23 protein-coding genes are annotated in these 25,339 nt (G+C 41.6%); 8 read left to right on the top strand and 15 right to left on the bottom strand.

Going from position 1 to position 25,339, the window contains the following annotated elements:
• The first annotated feature begins 16 nt into the window (after positions 1-16).
• Positions 17-721 carry an SIR2 family NAD-dependent protein deacylase gene (locus tag F890_RS07220; protein WP_005103428.1) on the top strand — a complete coding sequence of 235 codons (705 nt, stop codon included), beginning with the start codon at positions 17-19 and terminating at the stop codon, positions 719-721.
• Positions 722-806: 85 nt separating this feature from the next.
• On the top strand, positions 807-1,706 hold the full coding sequence (locus F890_RS07215) for a LysR substrate-binding domain-containing protein (protein WP_005103429.1): 900 nt from the start codon (positions 807-809) through the stop codon (positions 1,704-1,706).
• A gap of 249 nt (positions 1,707-1,955) precedes the next feature.
• Here F890_RS07215 and map read toward each other — a convergent pair whose 3' ends face one another.
• Positions 1,956-2,750 carry a type I methionyl aminopeptidase gene (gene map, locus F890_RS07210; protein ID WP_004278735.1) on the bottom strand — a complete coding sequence of 265 codons (795 nt, stop codon included), beginning with the start codon at positions 2,748-2,750 and terminating at the stop codon, positions 1,956-1,958.
• Between the two features lie 350 nt (positions 2,751-3,100).
• Between map and brnQ the strand changes: the two genes are divergently transcribed.
• The gene (gene brnQ / locus F890_RS07205; protein WP_004278737.1) at positions 3,101-4,387 is read left to right on the top strand and encodes a branched-chain amino acid transport system II carrier protein; all 1,287 of its coding nucleotides are present in this window, start codon (positions 3,101-3,103) and stop codon (positions 4,385-4,387) included.
• Between the two features lie 588 nt (positions 4,388-4,975).
• Positions 4,976-5,194, top strand: a complete 219-nt coding sequence (locus tag F890_RS07200; protein ID WP_004645284.1) for a hypothetical protein — start codon at positions 4,976-4,978, stop codon at positions 5,192-5,194.
• Between the two features lie 113 nt (positions 5,195-5,307).
• Here F890_RS07200 and F890_RS07195 read toward each other — a convergent pair whose 3' ends face one another.
• Positions 5,308-5,766, bottom strand: coding sequence for a hypothetical protein (locus tag F890_RS07195; protein ID WP_005103432.1), 459 nt, complete (start codon positions 5,764-5,766; stop codon positions 5,308-5,310).
• Positions 5,767-5,883: 117 nt separating this feature from the next.
• Between F890_RS07195 and F890_RS07190 the strand changes: the two genes are divergently transcribed.
• Positions 5,884-6,747: an alpha/beta hydrolase family protein gene (locus tag F890_RS07190; protein WP_005103433.1), complete on the top strand. Its 864-nt coding sequence runs from the start codon at positions 5,884-5,886 to the stop codon at positions 6,745-6,747.
• 199 nt (positions 6,748-6,946) lie between these two features.
• On the opposite strand, the gene F890_RS07185 is transcribed toward F890_RS07190, so the two are convergent.
• Positions 6,947-7,168 (bottom strand): hypothetical protein, encoded by a 222-nt coding sequence (locus tag F890_RS07185; RefSeq protein WP_005103435.1) that lies wholly within the window; start codon positions 7,166-7,168, stop codon positions 6,947-6,949.
• Positions 7,169-7,253: 85 nt separating this feature from the next.
• Between F890_RS07185 and F890_RS18100 the strand changes: the two genes are divergently transcribed.
• A protein-coding gene (locus tag F890_RS18100) for an IS5 family transposase (RefSeq protein WP_143115431.1) occupies positions 7,254-8,076 on the top strand; the annotation gives its coding sequence in 2 pieces (ribosomal slippage) (positions 7,254-7,634 and positions 7,636-8,076; 822 coding nt in all).
• A gap of 66 nt (positions 8,077-8,142) precedes the next feature.
• On the opposite strand, the gene F890_RS07170 is transcribed toward F890_RS18100, so the two are convergent.
• The 5 genes from F890_RS07170 to F890_RS07150 all read right to left on the bottom strand — a co-directional run bounded on the left by F890_RS07170 (position 8,143) and on the right by F890_RS07150 (position 13,275).
• Complete coding sequence (locus F890_RS07170; RefSeq protein WP_228127358.1) at positions 8,143-8,793, bottom strand: hypothetical protein; 651 nt, start codon at positions 8,791-8,793, stop codon at positions 8,143-8,145.
• A 160-nt stretch (positions 8,794-8,953) separates the two neighbouring features.
• Complete coding sequence (locus F890_RS07165; RefSeq protein ID WP_005103437.1) at positions 8,954-11,593, bottom strand: bifunctional aconitate hydratase 2/2-methylisocitrate dehydratase; 2,640 nt, start codon at positions 11,591-11,593, stop codon at positions 8,954-8,956.
• A 297-nt stretch (positions 11,594-11,890) separates the two neighbouring features.
• Positions 11,891-12,160: a hypothetical protein gene (locus tag F890_RS07160; protein ID WP_005103439.1), complete on the bottom strand. Its 270-nt coding sequence runs from the start codon at positions 12,158-12,160 to the stop codon at positions 11,891-11,893.
• A 208-nt stretch (positions 12,161-12,368) separates the two neighbouring features.
• Positions 12,369-12,728: a hypothetical protein gene (locus F890_RS07155; RefSeq protein ID WP_005103441.1), complete on the bottom strand. Its 360-nt coding sequence runs from the start codon at positions 12,726-12,728 to the stop codon at positions 12,369-12,371.
• A gap of 112 nt (positions 12,729-12,840) precedes the next feature.
• Positions 12,841-13,275, bottom strand: a complete 435-nt coding sequence (locus F890_RS07150) for an I78 family peptidase inhibitor (RefSeq protein WP_005103443.1) — start codon at positions 13,273-13,275, stop codon at positions 12,841-12,843.
• A 350-nt stretch (positions 13,276-13,625) separates the two neighbouring features.
• Here F890_RS07150 and xseA point away from each other — a divergent pair, with 350 nt between their 5' ends.
• Both xseA and xseB read left to right on the top strand, forming a co-directional pair.
• Entirely contained in the window at positions 13,626-14,897 is a 1,272-nt protein-coding gene (gene xseA, locus F890_RS07145) for an exodeoxyribonuclease VII large subunit (protein ID WP_005103444.1), read from the top strand.
• Positions 14,887-15,081 carry an exodeoxyribonuclease VII small subunit gene (xseB, locus tag F890_RS07140; RefSeq protein ID WP_005103445.1) on the top strand — a complete coding sequence of 65 codons (195 nt, stop codon included), beginning with the start codon at positions 14,887-14,889 and terminating at the stop codon, positions 15,079-15,081. Before xseA ends, xseB begins: the two co-directional genes overlap by 11 nt.
• 228 nt (positions 15,082-15,309) lie before the next feature.
• Here the strand turns inward: xseB and F890_RS07135 are convergent, their stop codons facing one another.
• The 7 genes from F890_RS07135 to F890_RS07110 form a co-directional block, all read right to left on the bottom strand.
• Positions 15,310-15,510 (bottom strand): hypothetical protein, encoded by a 201-nt coding sequence (locus tag F890_RS07135; RefSeq protein ID WP_005103446.1) that lies wholly within the window; start codon positions 15,508-15,510, stop codon positions 15,310-15,312.
• 653 nt (positions 15,511-16,163) lie between these two features.
• Positions 16,164-16,451 (bottom strand): hypothetical protein, encoded by a 288-nt coding sequence (locus F890_RS07130; RefSeq protein WP_005103447.1) that lies wholly within the window; start codon positions 16,449-16,451, stop codon positions 16,164-16,166.
• 159 nt (positions 16,452-16,610) lie between these two features.
• A complete protein-coding gene (locus F890_RS18755; protein ID WP_004645377.1) occupies positions 16,611-16,751 on the bottom strand; it encodes a hypothetical protein in 141 nt (46 codons plus the stop codon).
• Between the two features lie 157 nt (positions 16,752-16,908).
• Positions 16,909-17,178 carry a hypothetical protein gene (locus tag F890_RS07125; RefSeq protein ID WP_005103448.1) on the bottom strand — a complete coding sequence of 90 codons (270 nt, stop codon included), beginning with the start codon at positions 17,176-17,178 and terminating at the stop codon, positions 16,909-16,911.
• A 308-nt stretch (positions 17,179-17,486) separates the two neighbouring features.
• Positions 17,487-17,690 (bottom strand): hypothetical protein, encoded by a 204-nt coding sequence (locus tag F890_RS07120; RefSeq protein WP_005103450.1) that lies wholly within the window; start codon positions 17,688-17,690, stop codon positions 17,487-17,489.
• Between the two features lie 329 nt (positions 17,691-18,019).
• Positions 18,020-22,540, bottom strand: a complete 4,521-nt coding sequence (locus tag F890_RS07115; protein ID WP_005266212.1) for a translocation/assembly module TamB domain-containing protein — start codon at positions 22,538-22,540, stop codon at positions 18,020-18,022.
• Positions 22,541-22,575: 35 nt separating this feature from the next.
• The gene (locus F890_RS07110) at positions 22,576-25,332 is read right to left on the bottom strand and encodes an autotransporter assembly complex protein TamA (protein ID WP_005103453.1); all 2,757 of its coding nucleotides are present in this window, start codon (positions 25,330-25,332) and stop codon (positions 22,576-22,578) included.
• Between the last annotated feature and the right edge of the window lie 7 nt (positions 25,333-25,339).

The following is a 25,339-nucleotide window of genomic DNA, read 5'->3' as shown; positions in this document are numbered from 1 at the left end:
TTCAGGAGACAGAATAATGAAAAAGCTGGTGGTCTTTTCCGGTGCAGGCATGAGCGCCGAAAGTGGCATTAATACTTTTCGTGACAGTGATGGACTTTGGGAACAGCATCGTATAGAAGAAGTCGCCACACCCGAAGCCTGGGCCAAAAACCCACAACTGGTACAACGCTTTTATAATGCCCGCCGTAAAAACATTCTGGAAGCACAGCCAAATGCAGCCCATAAGCTGATCGCCAATCTTGAAGCTAACTTTGATGTGCATGTAATCACTCAAAATATTGATGACTTGCATGAACGTGCCGGCAGCTCCAAGGTGATCCATTTACATGGCAATATTCGTCTGGCCAAAAGCTCAGGCCCCGATGCACAAAGCACGACCGAGTTTTATCCAATTGAAGGTGCTGAATTAGATTTAAATCAACACTTTTGTAAGGCAGGCTATCCGTTACGTCCGCATGTGGTCTGGTTTGGCGAAGCCGTGCCCGCGTATGAAGAAGCCCAAGACTGTGTACAGGATGCCGATATTTTTGTGGTGATTGGCACCAGCCTACAGGTTTATCCGGTCGCCGGGTTAATTCATGATATTCCTGCGTACTGTCAGGCCTATTACATCGACCCGAAAGCCGAACAGCAGTATTTGCCTGCACAGTTTTACAAAATCCCCCAAAACGCGACCGATGGCATGCAAACACTGCTAGGTTTACTGAAATCCGCGAATTAAAATCTTTATGCACTACATTCTCTGATTGACAGTATGCAACAATCAATTTTTAATCAGCTTATCGTTGCAAGAATGGAATTAAACCATGCTGTCTGATCTGGATGACTTTTATTGTTTCGCTCAGGTGGTGGAACATGGCGGCTTTAGTGCAGCCGAACGTGCAACTGATATTCCCAAATCCAAACTTAGCCGCCGGGTGTTTAATCTGGAAGAGCGTCTGGGTGTACGTCTGATTCAGCGCAGTTCGCGTCATTTTGCTGTGACCGATATCGGCATGAATATTTACCGGCATGCCCAAGTCATGCTGAGTGCTGCACAGGCAGCGCATGATCTGGTGGATCATCTGAGTACCGAACCGCGCGGAACCATTAAAGTCAGTTTGCCAGTGTCTATTGCCCAGAATGAACTGGCAAAAATTCTGCCAGATTTTTTAAAGAAATATCCTGAAATTAAAGTCCAGATGATGATCACCAATCGCCGGGTCGATATTATCAATGAAGGCTTTGATCTGGCCTTACGTGTCCGTTCCAGCCTGGATGATGATCCGAATCTGGTGATTCGCCAGTTTGAAAAAATTGAGCAGCACTTATTCGCCAGTCAGGGTTATTTAAACGAATTTGGTGAACTGAAAAACCCTGAGCAACTGGCTGAGCATAAAATCCTGAGTATGGCCGAAGACCATACCGAACAGTTTCTGACCTTACAAAATGAACAGCAGGAACAGAAAAAAATCCGTGTCAGTCCAACCGTCATGGGTTCTGACCTAAATATGCTGGCACAACTGGCCGCGTCAGGCTCAGGCGTCACTTTGTTGCCAGATAACGTGGTCGAGCAGTACGTGGCAAGTGGTGAACTGGTTCGGGTGCTTCCTGACTGGAAAGCACCACATGGTATTTTCCATGTGGTTTATCCTTCACGTCGCGGCTTATTGCCCGCAGTCCGGGTCTTTATTGATTATCTGGTTGCTGAATTAAATCAGCGCTAAGTGAAGTACTTTTGAGAAAAACTGGACAAAAAAATAGCTCATTCTTGGGGAAAAATGAGCTAGAGAAACTTTCACTACAGCATAGTGAGCGAAAAAAAGGGAACCTATGTATCTGACTCTTAGTTTAATCAGATATAAAATCCTAAACCACTGTTTAATGTAGTGTTTTGTATGTTTTCGTCAGCAAGAACGAGTGAGTTGTAATTTATGTAAGTGGATTATCTTAATAAAGATCATTCAATCAATATTTTAAATTTCCGGATACTCACCTGTGCCTTCAGGCCAAGGCGACAAGACTTCAAACCCGGTTTCAGTCACATAAACCATATGTTCCCATTGGGCAGACCAGGATTTATCCGTGGTGACCACAGTCCAGCCATCTTTCAGCTCTTTGACGCGAGCTTTGCCCATATTCACCATTGGCTCAATAGTAAACACCATTCCCGGAACCAATTTAATGCCCTGACCTGGCTGACCATAATGCAGAATGTTTGGCTGTTCGTGATAGACCTTGCCGATGCCATGACCGCAATATTCACGCACAATGGAATAGCCTTCACGCTGGGCGACCGTTTGAATCGCATAACCAATATCACCCAAGGTCGCGCCCGGCTTCACCGCATGAATCCCGGCCACCATAGCTTCATAAGTGGTATTGACCAATCGCTTGGCTTCTGGAGATGGGGTTCCAACATAGTACATCCGGCTAGTATCACCGAAATAACCGTCTTTAATAATGGCAACATCAATATTGATAATATCGCCATCCTGCAGAACGACTTTTGATGATGGAATGCCATGACAAACCACTTCATTCGGTGAAATACAGGTGGTTTTGGTATAGCCATAATAGCCAATATTGGCTGGCGTCACTTTTAATGTATTGACAATAAAATCATGACAGAGATCATCCAGATATTCAGTCGTGACACCTGGCTTGACATGCCCCCCGATCATCGCTAAAACCTCTGCAGCCAAACGCCCAGATATCCGCAGTTTTTCAACATCTTGCTCAGTTTTAAGACTAATCGCTGGAGCTCGCATATACCTATCCTCACTATGAATCCCTGAATTATAATCCCTTTTTTGCGAAATATGTCGCAGTTGTTGAGTTTCAGCACAGCAATTTTCCTTGAAATAGGAATTTTCACTGCCGCTTATTTATACAAACAATAACTGGCATATTTTGATATCAAGTGTAGATATCTTTTGAGCTTATAAGGAAAAATATATTTTTCAGCGAATTATCAAACATATATTTCTACCAAGATTTGAATGACCGGTTATGTGATCCGCAAACTCACTAGAATCAAGGCTTCCAGCCTTAAAATAAACTCCAAAAAATTGGACATATACACTAAAATCGCTTTCTTTTGTTCTATTGATCTCCCTTTATGACAAGTCTGCGTACCCGGGATATTGTCGCCCTAGGTTTTATGACCTTTGCACTATTTATTGGTGCGGGCAACATTATCTTTCCACCGATTGTGGCTCAACAAGCCGGTGAACACGTATGGCTCGCTGCTTTAGGTTTCCTTATTACAGCAGTCGGCTTACCCGTGATTACCATTATTGCGTTGTCTCGCGTTGAAGGCTCCATTCAGGCACTAAGCTCGCCTCTGGGCAAAGCAGCCAGTATTTTGCTGACTGTAATCTGTTACTTAGCTGTTGGCCCTTTATTTGCGACGCCACGTACCGCAACCGTTTCTTATGAAATCGGTTTTTCATCTTACTTTGGCAATGAATCTGGCAGTCTGCTCATTTACAGCATCATCTATTTTGCTGTGGTCACCATCGTGTCCTTATATCCAAACAAGATTCTGGATACTGTCGGCTATTTCCTGTCGCCACTTAAAATTATTTCTTTGATAATTTTGGGTGTAGCAGCCGTGATGATTCCTGCCAGTAATCCGCCTACAGCGATCGATAATTACGTTACCAGTCCAGTGACTGAAGGCATCGTGAATGGTTATTTAACCATGGATACTTTAGGCGCTTTAGTTTTCGGTATTGTGATTGTCAAAGCCATTACTTCACGTGGCGTAACCGATAAAAAACTGATTACCAAATATGCGGTCAATGCCGGCATTATCTCTGGTATTGGTTTAACTCTGGTGTATTTAAGTCTGTTTAAACTTGGACTAGGTAGCCATGAGATTGCACCAAATGCAGCCAATGGTGCCATTATCCTGCATGCATATGTACAACATGCTTTTGGCGATATGGGTGCTTACTTCCTGTCTGGCATGATTTTTATTGCCTGTATGGTGACTGCAATTGGTCTGACTTGTGCCTGTGCTGAGTATTTCTCCAACTTGACCAAGATTCCATACAAGATCTTTGTATTTGTTCTGGTGGGCTTCTCACTAGTGATTTCAAACCTGGGTTTAACCAAACTGATTGCTGTTTCGGTTCCAGTCTTAAGCGCGATTTATCCGCCTGCAATTAGCGTCATTATGCTGAGCTTCTGTGCGAGCTTCTTCAAGAAACCATCTCATGTGATTGCGCCAGTGACCCTGGTGGCCTTGATCTTTGGTATTTTTGACGGATTAAAAGTCGCTGGTTTTGAATTGCCTGCATTACTGCAAAACTTACCTCTATCAGAACAGAATCTGGCCTGGTTTATTCCATCCATGATTGTATTGCTGATTACAGCTGTGATTGACCGTATTAGAAACTAAAATTTCTAGGATGTCTGAAAAATCGTATTTTTACCCAAAATCCGGTTTGAGCGTGATCAATAATTGTCAGGTTTTACCCAAACGGGCATTTATTGTTTCTTCATCATGGCATCAAATCACCGCTGTAAATCTGGATACTAAGATTTTCTATAAAATATGATGTATAGAATTGCACTTTAATTATTTTATTTTTTTATATAAATATAAACAGAAATTTTAATTTCCTGATTTTAGATACTTATTGTTGCCAACTTAAACCAAGTCCCCCTCCGAGTCATACGCAAGCTTACAAAGTATTGATTAACACTACATATCTTTGGCGTAGAATTTGCATTTTCTATCTGGTCGCATTGATCAAATGATGACTACATCTTATTTCCAAAATTAGCTGGAGGTGAAATCTGAAAATATAATTCTTGCCTAATCAAGTGATTATGTAGTTATACGACTAAAGATGACCATTTTGACTGTAAAAGCCTGCCACAGCAGTTGCAAAGGTCCAAATTAAACAGTACAACTATATATTCAATTCTGACTGATTAAATCTGCTTTAATCTTCAATAACATAAATAAATGGGAGGGATGGAGATGTTATCATTACATTTCAACAAGCAAGTCTTCATTGACGCTCTTAAAGCCAACAACACCAATCTGGTGACATTTATATGCACCACTTTTGCACTCATGCTGACTTTAACCGTCCATTGCTTAATTCAAGGTAATCTAAAACTTGAATACTTTGGCTATGCACTGATTGTCTCAGCTGCATTTTTCCTATGGGCTGCCATAGACCAGAAATACCGATAAACAAATTTTAAATTAGCCCAGATGGATGATTTGGCCAGTCATCCATCTGGTGAAAAAAGTGTTTTAACTTTCAAGCATTCCAGTATCCTTTCAGAATAACTATAAAAATAAGATTAAAATAATCCGATAAATGCTCCATAGAGCAAAATCCCTGTCCCGCCCAATTCTGCGACAATTAAACCTAGCATGGCGAAAGTCATCAAACTTCCTGGCAAATGAAATTTACCCAGTTGATGCGGCTGTTTAAACTGATTCGTCGTGTCTTTCAGGAAACCATGCAACATATAAGCGGCAATCGAGAAGCTAAAAAACAGAATATTGACCAGTACGCAAATCAGATTCACCATACTCGGCAACACTGAACAATAGGCTAGCACTGCCAGAATTAAAGTTGCGGGTGCATAAAGTAGGCTGCTACGATGTGCAATATCGACATAATAATGTGCACGTGACTGAGGCGATTGACGAATCTGCCAATATTTCCAGACGCCGGTGAACATCCCGATCCACAAGAATATTCCACTAAAAATAATGGCTATTTTAACGGCCAGCTCAAGTTCCATTAGCTGCATAAGTTTATTCCATCTCTATTATTTTACTGACTTTTAAGTCATGTTTTCCCCAAGCTACCCTGCTAAAAACCTATACAGTAAAAGCTTCATGGGATGATAAAAATCATAGTGTAACGTATGTCTGAATTTGAAACATTGACTCTCCAGTGCCAAGATGGCTATCGCTTAAGTGCACGTTTTTATGCAGCTATTTCTGAAACTGACAAACTTCCAGTATTAGTCTGCCCGGCAACTGGCATTACTAAACAGTTTTATCATCAGTTTTGTGTGTGGTTACAAGCGCAAGGCTATGCGGTTATGGTCTTTGATTTCCGGGGGATTGGTGATTCACTACATGGCCCGTTGAAAAATTCAAAAGCCAGTATTGTGCAATGGGGTCAACTGGATATACCGGCCGCAATAGATGCTTTATCAACGCGTACTAATGCAGAAAAAGTGATACTACTTGGACATAGTGCCGGTGGTCAGCTTTTAGGAATCGTACCAAATCATCATAAAGTCGCAAAAGTGGTGGCTGTCTCTGGCTCTACCGGACATGTGAAAGGACTCAAAGGCAAAACCAAGTTACTTGCGCCAGTGATGTTTAATGTCATTTTCCCACTGGCACGCTTCACTAAAGGCTATGGCCCGACTCAAGCGATTGGTATGGGTGAAAACCTGCCGAAAGATGTAGCTCGCGAATGGGCGCAGTTCTGTAGTAAACCGGGTTATGTAATCAACGCGATTGGTAAAAATATTGCACCATCCCATGATTATCATGCGCAAATCACCTGCCCTATGACTGCAATCTGGTCATCGGATGATGAGATTGCCACCGAAGCCAATGTGAAAGATTTACTACGTTTATATCCAAACGCAAAAACCCAAATAATTGAACTTAAACCTAAAAGTTATGCCTATAAGGCCATTGGTCATATGCTGATGTTTAAAAAATCGCATCAGAATTTATGGCCGGTGATTGAGCAACAATTGGCTGTTTAAATCAGATTTAGATGGTTATTTGCAGGCTGCTGTGTTCTAATACGCTTAGTTTGAGATGAGCCTCTTACAGTATATGGGCTTGACCTATATACGACTAGCCCCTAACCATGGGGCTTTTTATTGTCTGAATATTTTAAAACGTATATAAAAATGGGCTGACGATAACGCCAACCCATGTCTTTCTTTATCGAATTAAATATTATTTTGTCTCAATGTCATAAACCCAATTTCGTGCCTGTTTGTCTGTGGTCGTTTCACAAACATAATAGTCGTGATCCCATGAATCAGGATGGAAGATTTCCTTTTTGGTATAAGTGACATTTTTGCCTTTTTCGACACAGATAAAACTGTCACCTTGGTCTTTGACTTGGGTTCCATTGAGGAAACCACCAATACAGAGGAAGCGGGATTGTTTGGGCATTTTACGTCAACTTTCAATAATTTTTAATGTTTGAATTAAATAATAGACCTCTTGCGAAAGTAAAAACCACCTCAATATAAATTTCATGAGATATCAGAAATTAAATCGTTTTTCAGATTCTGAATTCAAACGCTTGGTTGGCGTACCTCGACATGTTTTTACTGAAATGGTAGAGGTTTTAGAAAAAGCAGAATCACTCAAAAAGAAATCAGGTCGTCCTCATACTTTAGATATAGAGGATCAGTTGTTATTAACTCTCAATTACTTACGGAACTACAGCACTCAACTGGAATTAGCGGCAAATTACCATATCGCTGAAAGTAATGTGAATCGAACCATTAAAAAGGTTGAAGATGCATTGATGAAATCAAGACGTTTTACTCTGCCAAAACGAAGCATTACCACGGCAGACGAACACTTTAACTGGGTAATTATTGATGCGACAGAATGTTCAATAGAACGTCCGAAAAAAAAATCAGAGTAAATTCTACAGTGGTAAAAAGAAGAAATATACGCTAAAAGTACAAGTGATCTATCATCCGAACAGCAAACAAATCATAGGGCTAGATATATCGAATGGCAGTCAGCATGACATTAAATTGGCAAGAAAAACGGTTAAGAAATTCAAACATTGTGAATATGTTATGACTGATCTAGGGTACTACGGATTAGAGCAAGATGGCTTTAAATTATTGATGCCAATAAAGAAAAAGAAGAATTTACCCTTATTTGATGTTGAGAAAAAGTACAATAAAATGATTGGAAAAATACGAGTTGTGATCGAACACATTAATAGTCAATTGAAAACATTTAGAATATTAAGTGAACGCTATCGAAATAGACGGAAAAGATTCGGCTTACGCATTAACTTAATTGCTGCACTCGTAAACCGGATAAACTTGCAATAATGACTTTCGCAAGAGATCTAATATATTTAATAAATGTGTAATTTACAGAAGTTTTTTAATATATGACTATCTGAAAAATGATATTACTTTACATTCTTCATAAAACCACATTTGCACTACCAGCATATTATTAAAAGTGTCTTGATAAAATGCATATTGGAAAATCTCAGGATTATCGCCCTTTCTTTTAATATTCTTAAATTTATTAGAATAATAATCCTCCATTTGACTTTGTTGTTCTATCCAATTTTTATCAAGGATTGGTGAGAATAGAGGAGTTGAGTGTATTGACCCCTTATATTTCTTTCCAAATTCATAATAATAAAGTCCTAGAGCACAACATTTTAAAACTTCTTTTAATCTATCTCTATCTATTGTTAACTCTAAAGCCTCAAAAATATCTTCTGACTCTGGATCTTTTATTTTTACTGTTCTAGCTGTCGATAGTAATTTTTCTTTTAGTTTAGAAATTCGATCCTTTCTGGTCCAAGAACGCATTACCTTACTTTCAAAATTTAAAAGTCCATATTTACCCGTTTGAATCGTCATTGACAAAACATTAAACAGATATTCATCATCACCTGACTTCTTACAATTATGATCCACGCATGAAGGTGCCTTGATTAGGGCTTTCCTTAAATCTAGGCTAATATCTTTTAAGTCCTTCTTTTCTGGAAATAAGCATTTTGGTGGCACGTGTTCTTTTGTTGTCGCCAAATTATCACACATATAGCAAGTATGATTATTCATATAAAAAAAATAAGGGCTGATTACTCAGCCCTTATCTTATACCGCTTATTGCTTAATTAACAAAGCAAATCATAGATTTGCTCTTGCGCTAGGGAAAAGCCTTTCGGCTTTTCTTAGTCCTAGCTCATTAAGTTAACTGAGCAGCAGCAATTTTCTTAGTATCAACGTCTTTAGCAGCGTTAGTATATTCGCTCATCTTGTCGAAGCTTAAGTATTGATAGATGTCAGCTGACATGCTGTCAATTTGAGCTGCGTACTGTTGGTATTCTTCTGGAGAAGGTAATTTACCCAATACAGCAGCAACAGAAGCAAGTTCAGCAGAAGCCAGGTAAACGTTAGCACCTTGACCTAAACGGTTCGGGAAGTTACGCGTAGAAGTCGATACACAAGTCGTGTTCGGAGCTACACGTGCCTGGTTACCCATACACAATGAACAACCTGGCATTTCAGTACGCGCGCCAGCTTTACCATAAATGTTATAGAAACCTTCTTCCATCAACTGATGTTCGTCCATACGCGTCGGTGGAGCGATCCACAAACGAGTTGACAATGCACCACCAGGAACTTTCTCAAGCAACTTACCAGTTGCACGGAAGTGACCGATGTTAGTCATACAAGAACCAACGAATACTTCGTCAATTTTCGCGCCTTGAACGTCAGAAAGAAGTTTTGCATCATCTGGATCGTTCGGGCAGCAAAGAATAGGTTCTTTGATGTCTGCAAGATCGATTTCATACACTTTCGTGTATTCAGCATCAGCATCCGCTTTGATCAGGCTTGGATTAGCCAACCATTTTTCCATGTTCTCAACACGACGAGCCATAGTACGCGCATCGCCATAACCTTCAGAAATCATCCACTTCAACATGGTGATGTTTGAACGAAGGTATTCAGCAACTTTCTCTTCAGAAAGTGTGATAGAACAACCTGCAGCAGAACGTTCAGCAGAAGCATCAGAAAGTTCGAACGCTTGCTCAACAGTCAGGTCAGTTTCCATTTCTGTTAAGTCGATCTCAAGGATACGACCAGAGAAGATGTTTTTCTTACCTTTCTTCTCTACAGTTAAGTCACCTTCCTTAATTGCGTAGTAAGGAATTGCATGTACAAGGTCACGTAGAGTGATACCAGGCTGCATTTTACCTTTGAACTTCACAAGTACAGATTCAGGCATGTCTAATGGCATAACACCAGTTGCTGCAGCGAACGCTACAAGACCAGAACCCGCCGGGAATGAAATACCGATTGGGAAACGAGTATGCGAGTCACCACCAGTACCAACGGTATCTGGAAGAAGCATACGGTTTAACCAAGAGTGGATAATACCGTCACCTGGACGTAGAGAAACACCACCACGGTTCATGATGAAATCAGGAAGCGTGTGTTGCATTTGAACGTCAACTGGTTTTGGATACGCAGCTGTGTGACAGAAAGATTGCATTACCAGGTCAGCAGAGAAGCCTAGGCAAGCCAAGTCTTTCAATTCGTCACGAGTCATTGGACCTGTTGTATCTTGCGAACCAACAGTAGTCATCTTAGGTTCACAGTAAGTACCTGGAAGTACGCCTTGACCTTCAGGAAGACCACAAGCGCGACCAACCATCTTCTGAGCTTGAGTGAAACCTTTGCCAGTTGCAGCAGGTTGAACCGGAGTACGGAACATTGTAGATACTGGAAGACCTAAAGCTTCACGAGCCTTAGTCGTCAAACCACGACCAACGATCAGGTTAATACGACCGCCAGCACGTACTTCGTCTAGAAGTACTGGAGTTTTAAGTTCAGCTTCAGCGATTTGCGCGCCGTCTTTGAACGCAGTTACTTTAGCAGCAGCGTGATCGATCTTAAGAACGATTTCGTCGCCCATGTTCATGTTAGCAACATCGATCTCGATCGGTAACGCACCAGCATCTTCCATCGTGTTGAAGAAAATTGGAGCGATTTTAGAACCTAGGCAGTAACCACCGTCTTTTTTGTTCGGGATGTGCGGAATGTCGTCACCGAAGAACCAAAGTACAGAGTTAGTTGCAGATTTACGAGATGAACCTGTACCAACAACGTCACCTACGTAAGCAACCTGGTTGCCTTTCGCGATCAATTCTTTGATTTGGTTAAGTGGACCTACTTCACCAGGAACTTCTGGATTGATCCCGTCACGTACGTTTTTCAACATTGCATTTGCGTGCAATGGAATGTCTGGACGGCTCCAAGCGTCTTGTGCAGGTGACAAGTCGTCAGTGTTGGTTTCGCCAGTTACTTTGAAAACAGTCAGTTTGATTTCTTCAGGAACGTCTTTACGGCTAGTGAACCATTCAGCGTCAGCCCAAGACTGCATCACTGCTTGAGCATTTGCGTTACCAGCTTTTGCTTTATCAGCAACGTCATGGAATGCATCAAATACAAGAAGCGTTTTTTTCAATGCTTCAGCTGCAAGTTCAGCAAGCTCAGCATTATCTAAAAGTTCAACTAAAGGTGCTACGTTATAACCACCAAGCATAGTACCTAGTAAGTAAACAGCACGTTCTTTAGAAACGAGTGGAGAGGTTGCTTCACCTTTTGCCAATGCAGCTAAGAACGCAGCTTTTACATATGCAGCTTGGTCAACACCTGCTGGTACACGGTTTTCAAGCAAATCTACCAAGTATGCTTCTTCACCAGCTGGCGGGTTTTTTAGTAGTTCAACTAATGCAGCTGTTTGGGCATCGTCAAGTGGCTTCGGTGGGACTCCGAGTGCGGCACGTTCTTCAACGTGTTGGCGGTAAGCTTCTAGCACAGTGTTATTCCTCTTTTTTAAAAAATTACTTATGAATTCCTGCTTATTCCAAGCTTCATAAATAATATGGACTCCGAAATTTTACTAAATTTCCAGTTAAAAGTTAATGCAACTCAAGTGTTTCTTCGTGATGCTCGTTATTTTATAACTAAATGATGCTCTTAATGATTATTCCATAATCAGTTCCAGCTTACACCACACAAAACAAGCCCATGAATAGGCCCTTTTAACTGAATTTAATGCATAAAAAAGGCAACCCTGATGTTGCCTGATTTGAAGTTAAAAAGATACTCCACCTTAGTGTACAGTGGTCGAGTTTAAATACTGCTGATATGAGTCTCGGCAGCCTTGGAATTTCACCACGCATTCATCTTCATAGGTGCTACTGTGATTATTGCTGGCAAAGGAAATATCAATCTGATAAAGCTTTTTATCTTGTTCTAGCATCTTCTTTAAAACGACTTTGTCACCAACGCTGAGTACATAGCGACTGCCGCCAATAATGACCACACCTTCTTCATCTTCCAGCAGTAGATCAGAATGATGCAAATATCTTACGACTTCCATATTGTGCTACTCCTTGGTTAATTGGAGTTAAATTCATTATTCAATATAAAGATAAGTATTTCTATATTTTAGATTTAAAAATTGTCACAAAGTGTACATTTTGCTTAGGCTATTTCTTTTTTTCAGTCTTTTGAAGATGCGTATGTTTAAATACATTTAATGGGAAATATTAGTTGGAAATTTTATCCAGATATAAAAAAACCGTCCTTTAGAACGGTTTGTAATCTGGTAATTCATCATGCGGTGTCGCAATACACTTTGCAGTAAATTCAGCGCGGACTTTTTCACGGGCTGCTTTTACATCTACCTTAATCTCTTCGGCTGGAATCGCATAGACTTCATCAATAATATTCAGGATAAAACCTTTGGTGGTTTCATCATCGATCTTGTTAGCATGCTCGATTGCTTTTTCTTTCTCAATCGCATTCTGACGATCCAGCATAATGGTACGCGCCGCATTACCGACGCTTCGACAATAACCTTGCCACTGCTCTTCAGGGGTTAAGGGTTTCTTCTCGGCACAACCGGCCAGCGCCAGCATAAACGATAAAGCCAATAACTTTTTCATGAATTTCTCCTTCCGAGGGGCAATATAAAAGATCGGGGAAGATTTGTCATTTCAAAATGCCAGTTGTATGGAATTAAAAAAGCCCACTAATGGGCTTTTTCATTTTGTGTAATTAACCACATGAAGCCTGGATAATCTTTTTGCTTGTAGGATCCACCGTTACAGTCACTCGTTCTTCACGATAATCCATCGTCACCGCTTGACCCGGCTCAACCATACGTACAATTTGTGCCTTGGTTTTCTGCTTGATTTGCGCTTCAGTCAAATTGGACTGACCCACCAATGCCGCTGCCTGATCAGCAATACATTTAGGTTGATTCATGTGCAGTAATTCCCACTCCTCGACCACCTGACCATTCTTTAAATGGCAATATCCGACCTGACCATTGCTTTCAGTACGAATCTCAAGCTTGCCACCCTGATTGACACAATAAGCGCTTGCAGGATTCGCTGAACCTATTTTAGGAGCTTCCGTCTCAGATTGCGGCGTGGTGGTACATGCGCTTAGAGCGAAAGCCAGCAAACCGAACAACATTGTTTTTTTCATGAGAGCCTATTCTTCTTCAATAATTCTTCACCAATTTAGCATATTTCCTTGTCCTTGCCAGAGACAAGTCTGTGTACATTTTTAACCGTACTTTTTCATTAAAAAATGGAAATAAGACCTTTGTAAATTAAGGACTTCAACGCTATAACTTCTTTCAATGAACAAGAAAAACAGAAGAGAAGAACCTCTACAAAATACGAAAATTCCGGATGAATAGTCTGAACCAAGTAATTATGCACCTCAATAGCATTGCATTGTCATTACATCAATCAAATATGACTTCACTTTTAGATTTGTGATCTGTGCTGGATTGATTTAATATTTGATTGAATTTTAAACTTTCTATTGGCATGACAGACGATCCTCAACTCTCCCTCAAGGAATATCTTGCTACGGTTCAGGAAGTGGTCAAACTCACTTTCGATACACCAGTATGGGTCAAAGCCGAGATTCGTAATCTAAGTATTAAAGCTGGCCATTATTATCTGGAGCTGGCAGAAAAAGAAGTCGATAGTGATCAGGTCATTGCCAGTTGCCGAGCAACCATCTGGAAATTTAGTGCCCAGAAAATTGTCACGCAGTTTGAACGTGAAAGCGGGATTGAGCTGAGTCGTGATTTGAAAGTGCTGATTAAAGTGAAAGCTAATTTCGATCCGCAGTATGGTTTTTCTTTAAATATCGTTGAAATTGATTCAGGCTATACCCTGGGAGATATTGCCCGGCGTTATCAGCAGATTGTTGAGCGCTTGACAACTGAAGGACTGATTCAACGCAATAAAAACTTGCCCAGCCCTTTTGACCTGAACCGGATTCTGGTGATTGCTCCCGAAAATGCAGCAGGCCTGGGAGATTTCAAAAAAGATGCCGATGCACTACAGCGTGCGCAGGTGTGTGAGTTTGTCTATCACAGTGCGACTTTTCAGGGAAATACCGCCCCGCAAAGTATTATGTACAGTCTGGCACAAGCGCTCAAACAATGGGCTCAGACCTATAACACTGCCCCGGATCTGATTGTGATTATACGAGGGGGTGGCGCAGTCAATGATCTGGCTTATTTGAATGATTATGATCTGGCTGCCCTGCTTTGCAAGCGTTCGGTGCCGGTATGGGTCGGCATCGGGCATGAAAAAGACCGTACCATTCTGGATGAGATTGCGCATCGCTCCTTTGATACTCCGAGTAAAGTCATTGCAGGAATCCGCAATCATATCTTTGAACTAACCCAGGATGTCCTGAATTATCTACAGCGCATTCAGCGTTTATCCCAGCAACAGATTCAAGCTTATCAAAATCAGAATGATCAATTTTTGAAACTGATTCAAAGTCTGGCCAACAACCAGATTATGGATGCGCTGCAACGTCTGCAACAGATCAAGGCCAATACTACCAGTCTGGCCCAGCAGCATACCCAGCTGATTAATCAGCAGCTTGATGCCCTGATGCGGGAAACGCTACTACAAAATCCTAAACATGTTTTATCCAAGGGTTATGCCATCGTGCGCCAGCAAGAACATGTGGTTGCCTCTATTCAACAGATTCAGTCCAGCGATCTGGTTGAAGTCGAATTACATGACGGCATTTTTTCAGCACAACTTATACAGGTACTTCCTCATGAATCATGATACTTTGAGCTTCCAACAAGGCTATGACATCTTGAAAAAGAATGCGGAATTGCTCGAATCTCAGCAAGAACCGGATATTGATAACTTGATGAAAATCGTGGAAGAATCCATGACCGCCTATAAAGCTTGCAAGGCACGGGTTGAAGCGGTTCAAACTGCGTTAAATGATACTTTTAAAGATTAATTGGATGTCATTTCAAATATTAGCTTAGACTATTCTGCTAGATTGAGTTGACATAAAAGCTCTCATTCATGGGGGCTTTTTTATTAAGTGAAAAAAATCATTTCAATGACTATTTAAATTTTCTAGATGGGGATTTTGATCAATCCGCTCAATTCTAAATGGGAAATATTGTATTTTCATTCTCATCCACCAGACGATAAAAAGCCCAATATTGAATTGGGCTTTTTATTACTCTTCAATTTCTATAGGATCACCGTCTTCAGGGCGAATATGACGCGTCCCATCATCCGCAGGATCAACACTAGAACCATCTTTGGTAATAGCATTGTACATTTCATCCTCTTTCTTATCATCGATAAATTCTTCATCTTCGAAATCTTGAGGCTCACTATCGTCGTCAAAGTTCAAAGGCTTTTCTTCATTTATCATGGCGATCCATCACTTATTTAACCAATAAAATATCATGCTCAAATATTTGAAAGATTCATTCAAGAGTCAACGATGATCATTTGTGTAACTGAATAAACACAATAGTCATTGGAACATTACTTTTCTATCGACAAAAAAATGCCTCCTTAGGGAAGGAGGCTGAAATTGGAAAGAAACTACAGCGATAGAATCTATTCATGAATTATATATAAACTTATAATTTATACATTAGCATAATATTACATTAATTTTTCAATTAAAAAGCCCGCTTACTCTTTCAAATAAGCGGGCTAGTGCTGTAGTCATTTTCTTCGTATTATTTGCGTCTTCTTGTTTTCGCAAAATGACTATAGCACTGTGAATTTATCAATAAAGTATAGGGAGTATTAATAAACTGTTTTCTTACATTTGCTTTAAGTTACTTTTCGTTCAATAAGCTATACATATTAAAAAAGCCCATCTTTCGATGGGCCTTCCCCTTTATCACTTTTGCGCTGATTCAGGTATGTTGTCAAAGTGAGCAACGACTAGAAAATACGCAAGATATTGATAAAAATATATAAATACCCCATTAACATATAAAAAAACTATAGTTTTATAAAAAATAACTATACTTGTTGAAGTAATTGACGATTTTAACCTTCAACGACACCTTATAGCTGACTTAATTTGCTAGACATATAAGTTAAAAATAACGTCTTATCCTGAAAATTAGGCATTTCAAACACCCAAAAAATGTAATTTTTAGATCTCAATTTAAGTTTCACATTCACAGCCTTTACTTGAATTATTACATCCTCATGCTGCATTTCTGCGAATAATTCTAAAATCAGCGCAAAGAATCTCAGTTTGTTGACTGTGTTGTATTTTGTTGGTTTATATATTCTCAAGGCTTCAGAATATATAAGCTCGCACCATTCATTTCCATCTTCATCATCCATTAGCTCTCATTTAATTATTTAAAATAGATCACGAGGTAGGTTTATAACATGGTGGCTATAATTAAACTGCTTTTAATCTGAATATTAAAATTATAATTTTTTAGAAAATAAAAAAGCCCATCATCCGATGAGCCTTTTTGGAAAATATATCGTGAAGAACTAAGCTGCAAATTCTTGCAGTACAAATCGTTTTACACTTTCATCAAAGTCAGGTTTTGAAAGAGCAAGCTTGCCATTTTTCATAGTTTTATAACAATAACTCGCTGCTACTCCCATACCAACCAAAGTCAACAACTTCATTGCTCACCTCTTTACTGGGAAGATTTGAATACAAAGTTATCATTCAAATTTGTAGTTTTCCAACTCAGTTTCGATTGTTTTCTGTACTACATGTTAATGAATGTATGAATAATAAATGAAAACCTGCCGGATGATGTGTTTGCTTAAAGTCTTTCAACTAGTGGTTAATTTGCGTATCTATCCAGTTAAGGAAATTTTCCTTATTACTGAATTCTGGCATAGACCCTAAATTTATAGACTCTTTAGCACCAAATTTTCCAGCGACAGTATTCGGTGCTTGAACTCTGAAATCCAGAGGATCACTTTCATGTAGAGTTCTAAAATATTCTACCGCTTTATCAAATTCACTTTTATCCTTAAAACCTGGTCGTTCCTTTAAAAAGTCATAAACTTGTTCTAGAGCTGGTAGATAATTATTTTTAGGCATTCTGTTTTCTCTAAAATAATGAGTTTTATGATGAAGACCTATTTTGAATGAATAATGATAAGAATATTCCCTTATTTCTTAGAGTTTATGTAAATTATGATGATTTGAGAGTTAAATCTAAATTCTGGAGTAAGCTGATAAAAAATGAGCGTAAACATACACTCATTTTTACTACATTTTCTGATGCATGCTTAACTGACCTGCATTGCTTTAAAATAAGGTCTATTTTATTGAACAAAGTGCAAATGTCGGCTGCTCTATCAGTAAAGATCAGATGCACTTTAAATGCGCCAGTTTAAGGTTCAAGCCTAATTAACGCTATGAATATCAAGTTCATCATTGGTGGTCAATACAACAGAAGCCAAAATTGGAATGCCCAAAATGAAAGGTACAGCGAAAATCCATAGAACTACGGTTACATCCGATTTAAAGAAAAATTGAATGGCTAATGCAGTCAAAATAAGTACAGAAAATAGAATCGCAGCAAAACGGATGATAAATTTAGTCGACATGCGAAGATGCTCTTATGCGTGAAATCGTATTTTCAATATACACCTATTTTTATTATGGGTTTATTGATTTTCAGTCTGTTATTGCATATTTTAATTGATTTTCTATATGTGATAGCTGAATTATACGATGATCAGTTTTCTTCACCCTGAAGTCTCATCCTAAATTCTTTCTCTACTCGTAACTCTATTGTCATATATGTATAGAGATTGAATTTAGAGATCAATGCTTCTGCTGACTATGACATCAATCTACTTTATAGCTAATAAAATCTTTGTCCTGTCTCCTAATAAAAGAGCCCTAAAATTTTAGGGCTTTTTTATTGCTTAAATTAGAAGCGCCAATTATAGAACAAGTCAATCGCACGTTCTAGAGACTGACTCGCTTCCAGATACAAGCGCTGATTTACCTGATAACGTAAAGTCAGCTTATTCACTGGTGTGAATACCCCGACCCCATAGCGCAGATATAAATCAGGCGTAATATAACCAGTCACAGAAACCTGGGTATCATCTCCTGTACCTTGGGCATCCAGAGCTAGACCAGTTAAGCCAAAACTGCGCCCGATCTGGTTGGTCAGTGCGCGGGTGCCACCCAAGCCCAGACTAATCCCCGCAGCAGCGATCGTATTATTCACATCGGATCTAAATCCTTCAGCCTGGCTTAAACCAGATACACCTTCATTGACACGGCCGGTAATCAAGGCATTCAAGGCTTCCTGTTCTGACAGGCCTGCATCATTATAAATCTGAATACTTGGACTCGATGCAGTCCCTGTTACGCGCACTCCAACTGTACTACCCTGAACCGATTTATTGGCATCAATGTCCAGTGTCGGATTGGTAAGTTCACCATTAAAACGTGCGATAGCACGATTCAGGTCCAGACTTTGACCATAGGCTTCGATTTTCACCCGCTGTGATACCCCGATTGCACCATTGGCACGCATTGCGGTTTCCAGACCACGCTGTGACAGATTGACTCGACCCAAGAGTGGAATACGACTGTCAAAGCCCTGGAAAATCACCTGATTCCCTAAAGAAACGGCAACATCTGCCCGGATATCCCAAGGACGTGCAGACTTCAAGATCGCCAGCTGATCATCACCTTCACGCACGACACGTACATCTGAAGATAAACCAACTACAGGTTCTGAGGCTTCAGGCATTGAAATCAATGCCCGCGGTACATCGATTGTGCCACTCAGACTCAGTTTTTTATTAAATGGATACATGTCCAAAGTCAAATCAGGTGTCACTACAGCGGTAATTAATGGGGCCTGACGAATCAGCAGATTGTCCCCTTGCAGTTTTAACTGCACCCGCGGATCACCTTTCCATTCCACAGAACCGGTTAATTTGCCCACACCACGGCCACTGTTAAATGCGCCATTGATGCTAGCCGAATTCTGACGTATGGATGAATAGAGCTGTACATTGGTCAAATTCACCGGTAGGGAGATCATGCTGATTGAAGCATCTTTGACACGAACCTCACCTTCAAGCAAAGGATCCGTTAAAGTTCCGCTAATTTTTCCGGCATAAGATAAAATCCCGTCCAGATTACGGATGTCCTGAATAAATGGCTTAAAGATTTTGAGCCGTACCTGGTTAAAGGCAATTTCGCCACGCATCGGTTTACTGTCACGGTATGGATCAATGATGACATTGGCATAGCCGGTTCCGATATCCGGGGTTTTAACGTCCAGCCGAAGTTGCAAGCCATCTGCCACGCTTTTTGCCACCAGACCGACTTCATCATATTTCAGTGTAGAACCCAAATAATCTGGATCTTCGGAAGATAAGCCCACCACACCATTACGCGTCACCAGACGCGCGTCGATTTTAGGTTTGGCGCCTTGTGCCCAAGCAGCCTTGGCATAACCATTGACTTTACCCGTCAACGCCAATCCATCAGGCAGGAATGCACTGAAATCTTCCAGATCAAGGTTTTGGGTAACAAAAGAGGCACTGCCACGGGTTTTATTAACCCGAATCGGCTGATCAAAACATAGCTGGCTTTGCTGACTCATCCAGCAATGAGCACCGATGAACAGATCCGATTGAGCACTGTTATAAATCACGGCTGCATTCTGACGCTGTACCAGACGGGCACGTAAAGAGTCGAAATCACCTCTTTGAATTTGACCCAGCCAGTTATTCTGGGCATTAAAACCGCCGGCAAGCTGCACAAAGAATTCGGACAGGCGGTTTTCTGCCTGCACTTTGAGAATGTGCGCAGCACGGGTACCGGCCAATGATATCTCACCGCGTACAATCTCGCGTGAACCACTACGCAGGCGATCCATAGTTGCGGTCAATAAAGTTGGTGTGCTTTGCGATGTTGGCAACTGTCCACGAACACGAACTTTCTGCACGCTAAACAGGTTTTTAAAGGCAAAATTGTCGATAGACAGGTTGGCTGAAGCCTGCAATCGTGGCTGTGCCTGCATATTGATATAGCCCTGCGCACGACCTCTTAAGCCTGGATACAATTCAAACAGAGCCGGCGCATTGACTTTCAGTTGGAGATTTTGTGCATTACCGGTCGCCTGAATCTGGTTGCTGGCATAAGACAGGAACAGGTTATTGGCTTCAAACTGCTGTGGTACAAAACCGCGCTGGTTCGAATTAATGATGACCGATAAATTACCCGTGCCACGTATCGGTTTGTTATTCAGCATACCGGCCAGATTTAAGCGTTGAATCTGAATGCGTTTTAAGGCATCTGACCACACCCCTTGGGTTTGCACATTGCCTGACAATTCGCCTTTCAGTTTGGCATTAAAATATTGCGGCTTAAAACGGATTAAAGATGCATTGATATCCCAGCCAATCCCATTCGCCAGATTGACCAGACCGCTGGCATTAATCTTGCCAGCCACACCATCATGTCGGAATTCATTTATCTTCAACATTTCCGAGGTGCCTGAAACGCGCAGTTTCAGCATACCCTGACTGGCTTTAAGCTGGCTAGAATTTAAAGCACCATCATAATTGACCGCATAACCTTTAAAAACACCGCCCGCTTTTTCATTATGGAATAACAAGGCAATAGTACTGTTACCGGTCAGACGTACGGTTTCATTTTGCTCTGCCAGTCGTCCGGTCAGGTCAACACTGTTCAGTTTGATAATCTGCTGATTCGGTTGCGCATAACCATTGGCTTTAACCTGGCCATTCAAACGATCTACCGGTGAAGCTGCCGCAATACTTTGGGTATTCAAATTTTTGGCATTTAATACTGCGGCCCATTTTAACTGGCGTTTTTCCTGTGGCAGTTCAATCCGTGCATTGCCGCTTAAGCTGCCTGCTGCATTGGCGCTGTAATTAAAGCTCGGGACATTCAGGATATTTTTGTTCAGATTGAGCTTGGCTTGGTACATGCCTGCAGGTAGAAGTCCTTCTTCATGCTGCTCGACTTTAGTCGCCACATGAATATTCTGCTGACCTTCGACCAATGCCAATTTGACATCGCCAGACTGACTGCTGAGCCAGCCCACATAAGGTACGGCGCGATCAATATTTTTCCAGGCAACATCTAACAGCATCGGTTGTACTTTATTGCCTTTGGCTGGGTTTTGATCCAGCTTCAGATTCCAGCTTTCATAACGGTCGAAATCAACCAGTCCGGTAAGGTGCAAGCCATTTTCCAGGTTACCCGCAGAAGCAATATTCGCATCCAGACTTGGCGGCAAGAAATCTTGTACGACTTGCGGAATGCGCTCGTGCTTGGGATCAATCCCGTTCAAACGCCCAGCCAGATCCCAGCTGACCCGGTCTTTCCAGCCTACTGTCCCGGCAAGGCTAACTGTACCTTTCATCAACTGACCATTCAGATCGGTAATATTCAGCTGATTGACCAGATCGGTATACATCACCGCACTATATTGGCCTTGCGGAATATTTTCCCCAATCAGGTCAGTCTGGACGTTCAGGTCCAGACGCTTGATATCGCCATTAAACTCGGCAATACCGTCTTTGGTAAACAGTTTCTGTTCGGCCAGAATAGGCCAGTGGTAATCTTTGAACTTTAACTCGCCGCGCATCGGTACCTGAGGACGCATCGGATGTACGATAACCCAACCGGTTAATAAATCAGGCGTATTGGTTGCTACGCCAGCCTGAATCGTGTCCAGTGTTCCGCGTGCCCGCACCTGAATATCATGAATATTCAGGCTGTCTCTTAAAGAAGGCAGATTGACGATGCCCGTGGCATCTAGCGGATATTTGCCTTCAAACTGCATTTTACCCGTGGCTTCACGTACCGATAGATAGCCCATATCCATCCGGGAATCTTCAAAATTTAATTCGGTGCCGGACCAGAGCGCCTCATTTAATTCAATATTATAGAAATCAACTGCATTGGTCTGGGTTTTAATGACCAAATGATCCAGCAGTAAATGATCAACGCGCAAGATAAAAGGCAAACGGATAGCATTAAACTTGAACGGTTCGCCCGTTGATGGTTGCTTGTTAATAATTTGCAGATTGAGGACATCGGCTTCAGTCAGATGAATTTCTTTTTTGACAATCGCGCGCCAGCCCAGCTTAACATCAGCACGATCAATTTTGACATCGACTGGTTTCAGGCTGACCAGCACATTTTTAAGAATAATCCCGCGCCATAAATTACCGCCCTCATATTCATATTGAATAATTTTCTGGCGTTCCAGCACCTGATCCAGCAGGAATTTACTGCCCTGATTGGTCGAAAATAGTAAAGCCAGCACAGACAGCAGAAAAATCAGCGAAAAAAGCACCGACAATAGGATACTTCTGAATATACGGCGCTTTTTCGGCACAACGCTATCTTGTGGTTCTTGTTCTGGCTGTGGTTGGTTCTCGACCATGATCTACTCAAATAACTATTTTTTAAAATGATGTTTTATAACTGTGACCCAATAAAGAAATGTAAACGAATCGGATAATTGTCATCAGACAGTCCAGTCGCTACATCTATACGTATAGGCCCAATCGGTGAAGCCCAACGTACACCCACACCCGCGCCATATTCGGTCGGATTATTGAATTCTTTATTATAGGCATTTCCGGCATCTGCAAATACCGCAGCACGCCAACCTTCCTTGAACTGATAATTATATTCTAATGAAGCCACGCCCAAAGCCTGACCACCTACTTTAAAGCCCTCAATTTCAGGAGAAAGGCTCTTGTAGTCAAAACCACGGATACTCTGGTCACCACCAGTGAAATATCTCAGGTTATACGGTACCTTGGCAAAATTTTCAGTGAAAATATAGCCTGCATCGGCACGCCCCACAAACTGATGATCTGCATTTTCACCCAGTGAATAGATAAAACGCCAGCCTGCATTCACAATGGCCATATCCGCATCAGACAATAAAGCCTCGCTGCCCAGCTCAATTTTATAAGTCTGTTTGAAACCCTTGGTTGGGTTGACCCGACGATTGCTATCGGTACGTGACACTTCATAACCGACTAATAGCGATTGCTGTTCATCTTCGGTATTAAAGCGAAAAGCTTCAGGAATCTGGTTAAAGTCGACAGAACCATCCTGCTTCAAGCGATCCAGACGATAACGTGCGCCGAAAGTCCGTTGCCAGCTACCACGTGGATTTTTGATAATCCGGTCTGCACCTAAGACTGCCGATTCAATCAACAGGCCTTCACCCTGTGCGACACCTTCACGCTCTTCACGCTCATACCCCCCCACAATACTGACATAGTCATTCAGCGGATGGTGATAGGGAATGTTATAACGTCCATCAATGGATTGGCGGATACCTGATAGCTCCATGTTGGCATCAAACGAATGTCCACGCTTGTTCACAATGGCACGACGATATTGACCACGTAAACGGATATCGGTATCTGTGCCATAACCCAGACCCACTTCAGCACTGTTTAAACGGTCTGCATTTAAAGTCACAATCACTGGAATCTTTTTCTCTTCCCGTGCCTGTACTTTTAAACGATCCTGTTCATTCTCTTTGGTTTGCTGCTCAACCCGCAAAGTTCTTAAATTTGCACTTTCCTGATCGCGACTACCGGCAAACTGGTCTTCGTCCACAACATTCTGGGTCACTTCCTCAGAAGAGGATACCGAGCGAGCCGGTGGCGTCGTCGCAACCTGATCTTCAGCCCGTTGCTGTTCTTCAATCAGGCTTTGAATATCGGGTGCCAGTTCCAGCTCTTTATCAAGCGGATCGGGGCGAATCGCATCCACCAGGGTATAGTTGAAATAGCGTGAGTTGGTCAGGTTGTTGGCCAGGCTATTGACCCGCCAGAAGGTATAATCTGCACCATCTGTCCAGGTGACCAGACTTTCCAGTACGTCTCGGTCCAGCGGGAATTCCTTTTCAGGATCGCTCATTCTAAAATCGACATTGCCTAATTTATAACGGTCACCCGTTTCAAAACGCAGATTCACATCAGCGGTATTCTGTGGCTGGGCAATCTTCACATCATGCAGACGCCAGAATGAATCAAAATAACCGTTGTTATTGGCTGCATTATTGATTCGTTCTTTGGTCTTTTCATAATTGCCATGATTGAAAATATCGCCTTCTTCCTGTTCAGGCAAAAGACTGATGACCTGGAATTGTGGCTGTTCGGCGCCTTCTCCAGTAAATTCAATATTTTGAGTGCTGATCAGGACAGGTTCATTTGGGGTCACAAAAACCCGGACCCGACTGTCAGAGATTTTTTCAAACCTGAACTGGGCATTATAATAGCCCACTGCCTGCGCTGCCTGTCTGGATAAGGTGCGTAATTGTGGCAAAGCTGAATTAAAGTCGCCAAAAGACTCTTGGGTAAAACTGGATAATTTAGCTTTGACATTATTTCTTAAATTCAGATGGCCTTCAGGTACATCTTTACGATTCAGCATACCGTTGCTTTGTGCAACACCTTGCCCATTTATGATCACCACATCTGCACTAATGCGAGGAACTCTTGCGGTCATGATCTGTCGTGGAGGACGGATTTTATAAAATAGCCGTTTGAACAGATTCGGACGTTTATCATCCTCAGCGACAAGCTGACCTGGCACTTCTGGCAAGGTCAATCCGGCTTCATTATTTTGTACAATAATCTGGCTGTCAGCCTGAATCGATTGCATCAACTGATCGACATTAACCGGCGCCTGATTGATTTCCAGCAGTTCTTGCTGGCTGATATCGGCCACCACCGTTTCGCTGGTCTGAGTATTGCGATAGTTTTGTGCTTCCTGTTTGGCTTGCTCGGCTACCTGGTAAATTTCATTCGCCATGTTCTGATCAATAGTCTGTACTAGCAGATCTTCCAGATCATCAAACTCGATCGGCGTAAATTCACCCAGACCAGATCCTGCATTTTGCTGTTGTTCCAGCATCAACATGCTGTCCACTGGAACTTCAGGCTCCAAGGCTTCTTCGATTTTTTCTTCCGCTTCCGTTTCGGACGTGGCCACTCCCTGACGAATCGCTTCTTTGGATAGCTCGTCCACCATTTCTGCCTGAGAAATGGCCACAGGTGTTTCGGGCTGTTCGGTTTGTGCCATGCTCTGATAGGATAACATCATAAAAAAGATGCTCATACACAGCTGCATACCACTATGCTGTGGTATGAGAGGCCCCATACTGCGATTTAGCATCGTTTTTTTAAAATTTTTCTTTGCAGGCATAGCAAAC

Origin of the sequence: Acinetobacter sp. CIP 64.7, from assembly GCF_000369745.1 — a bacterium.
GTDB lineage: Bacteria > Pseudomonadota > Gammaproteobacteria > Pseudomonadales > Moraxellaceae > Acinetobacter > Acinetobacter fasciculus.
Note: the sequence above shows the minus strand (reverse complement) of the source record. Positions and strands in the feature narration are given on the sequence as shown.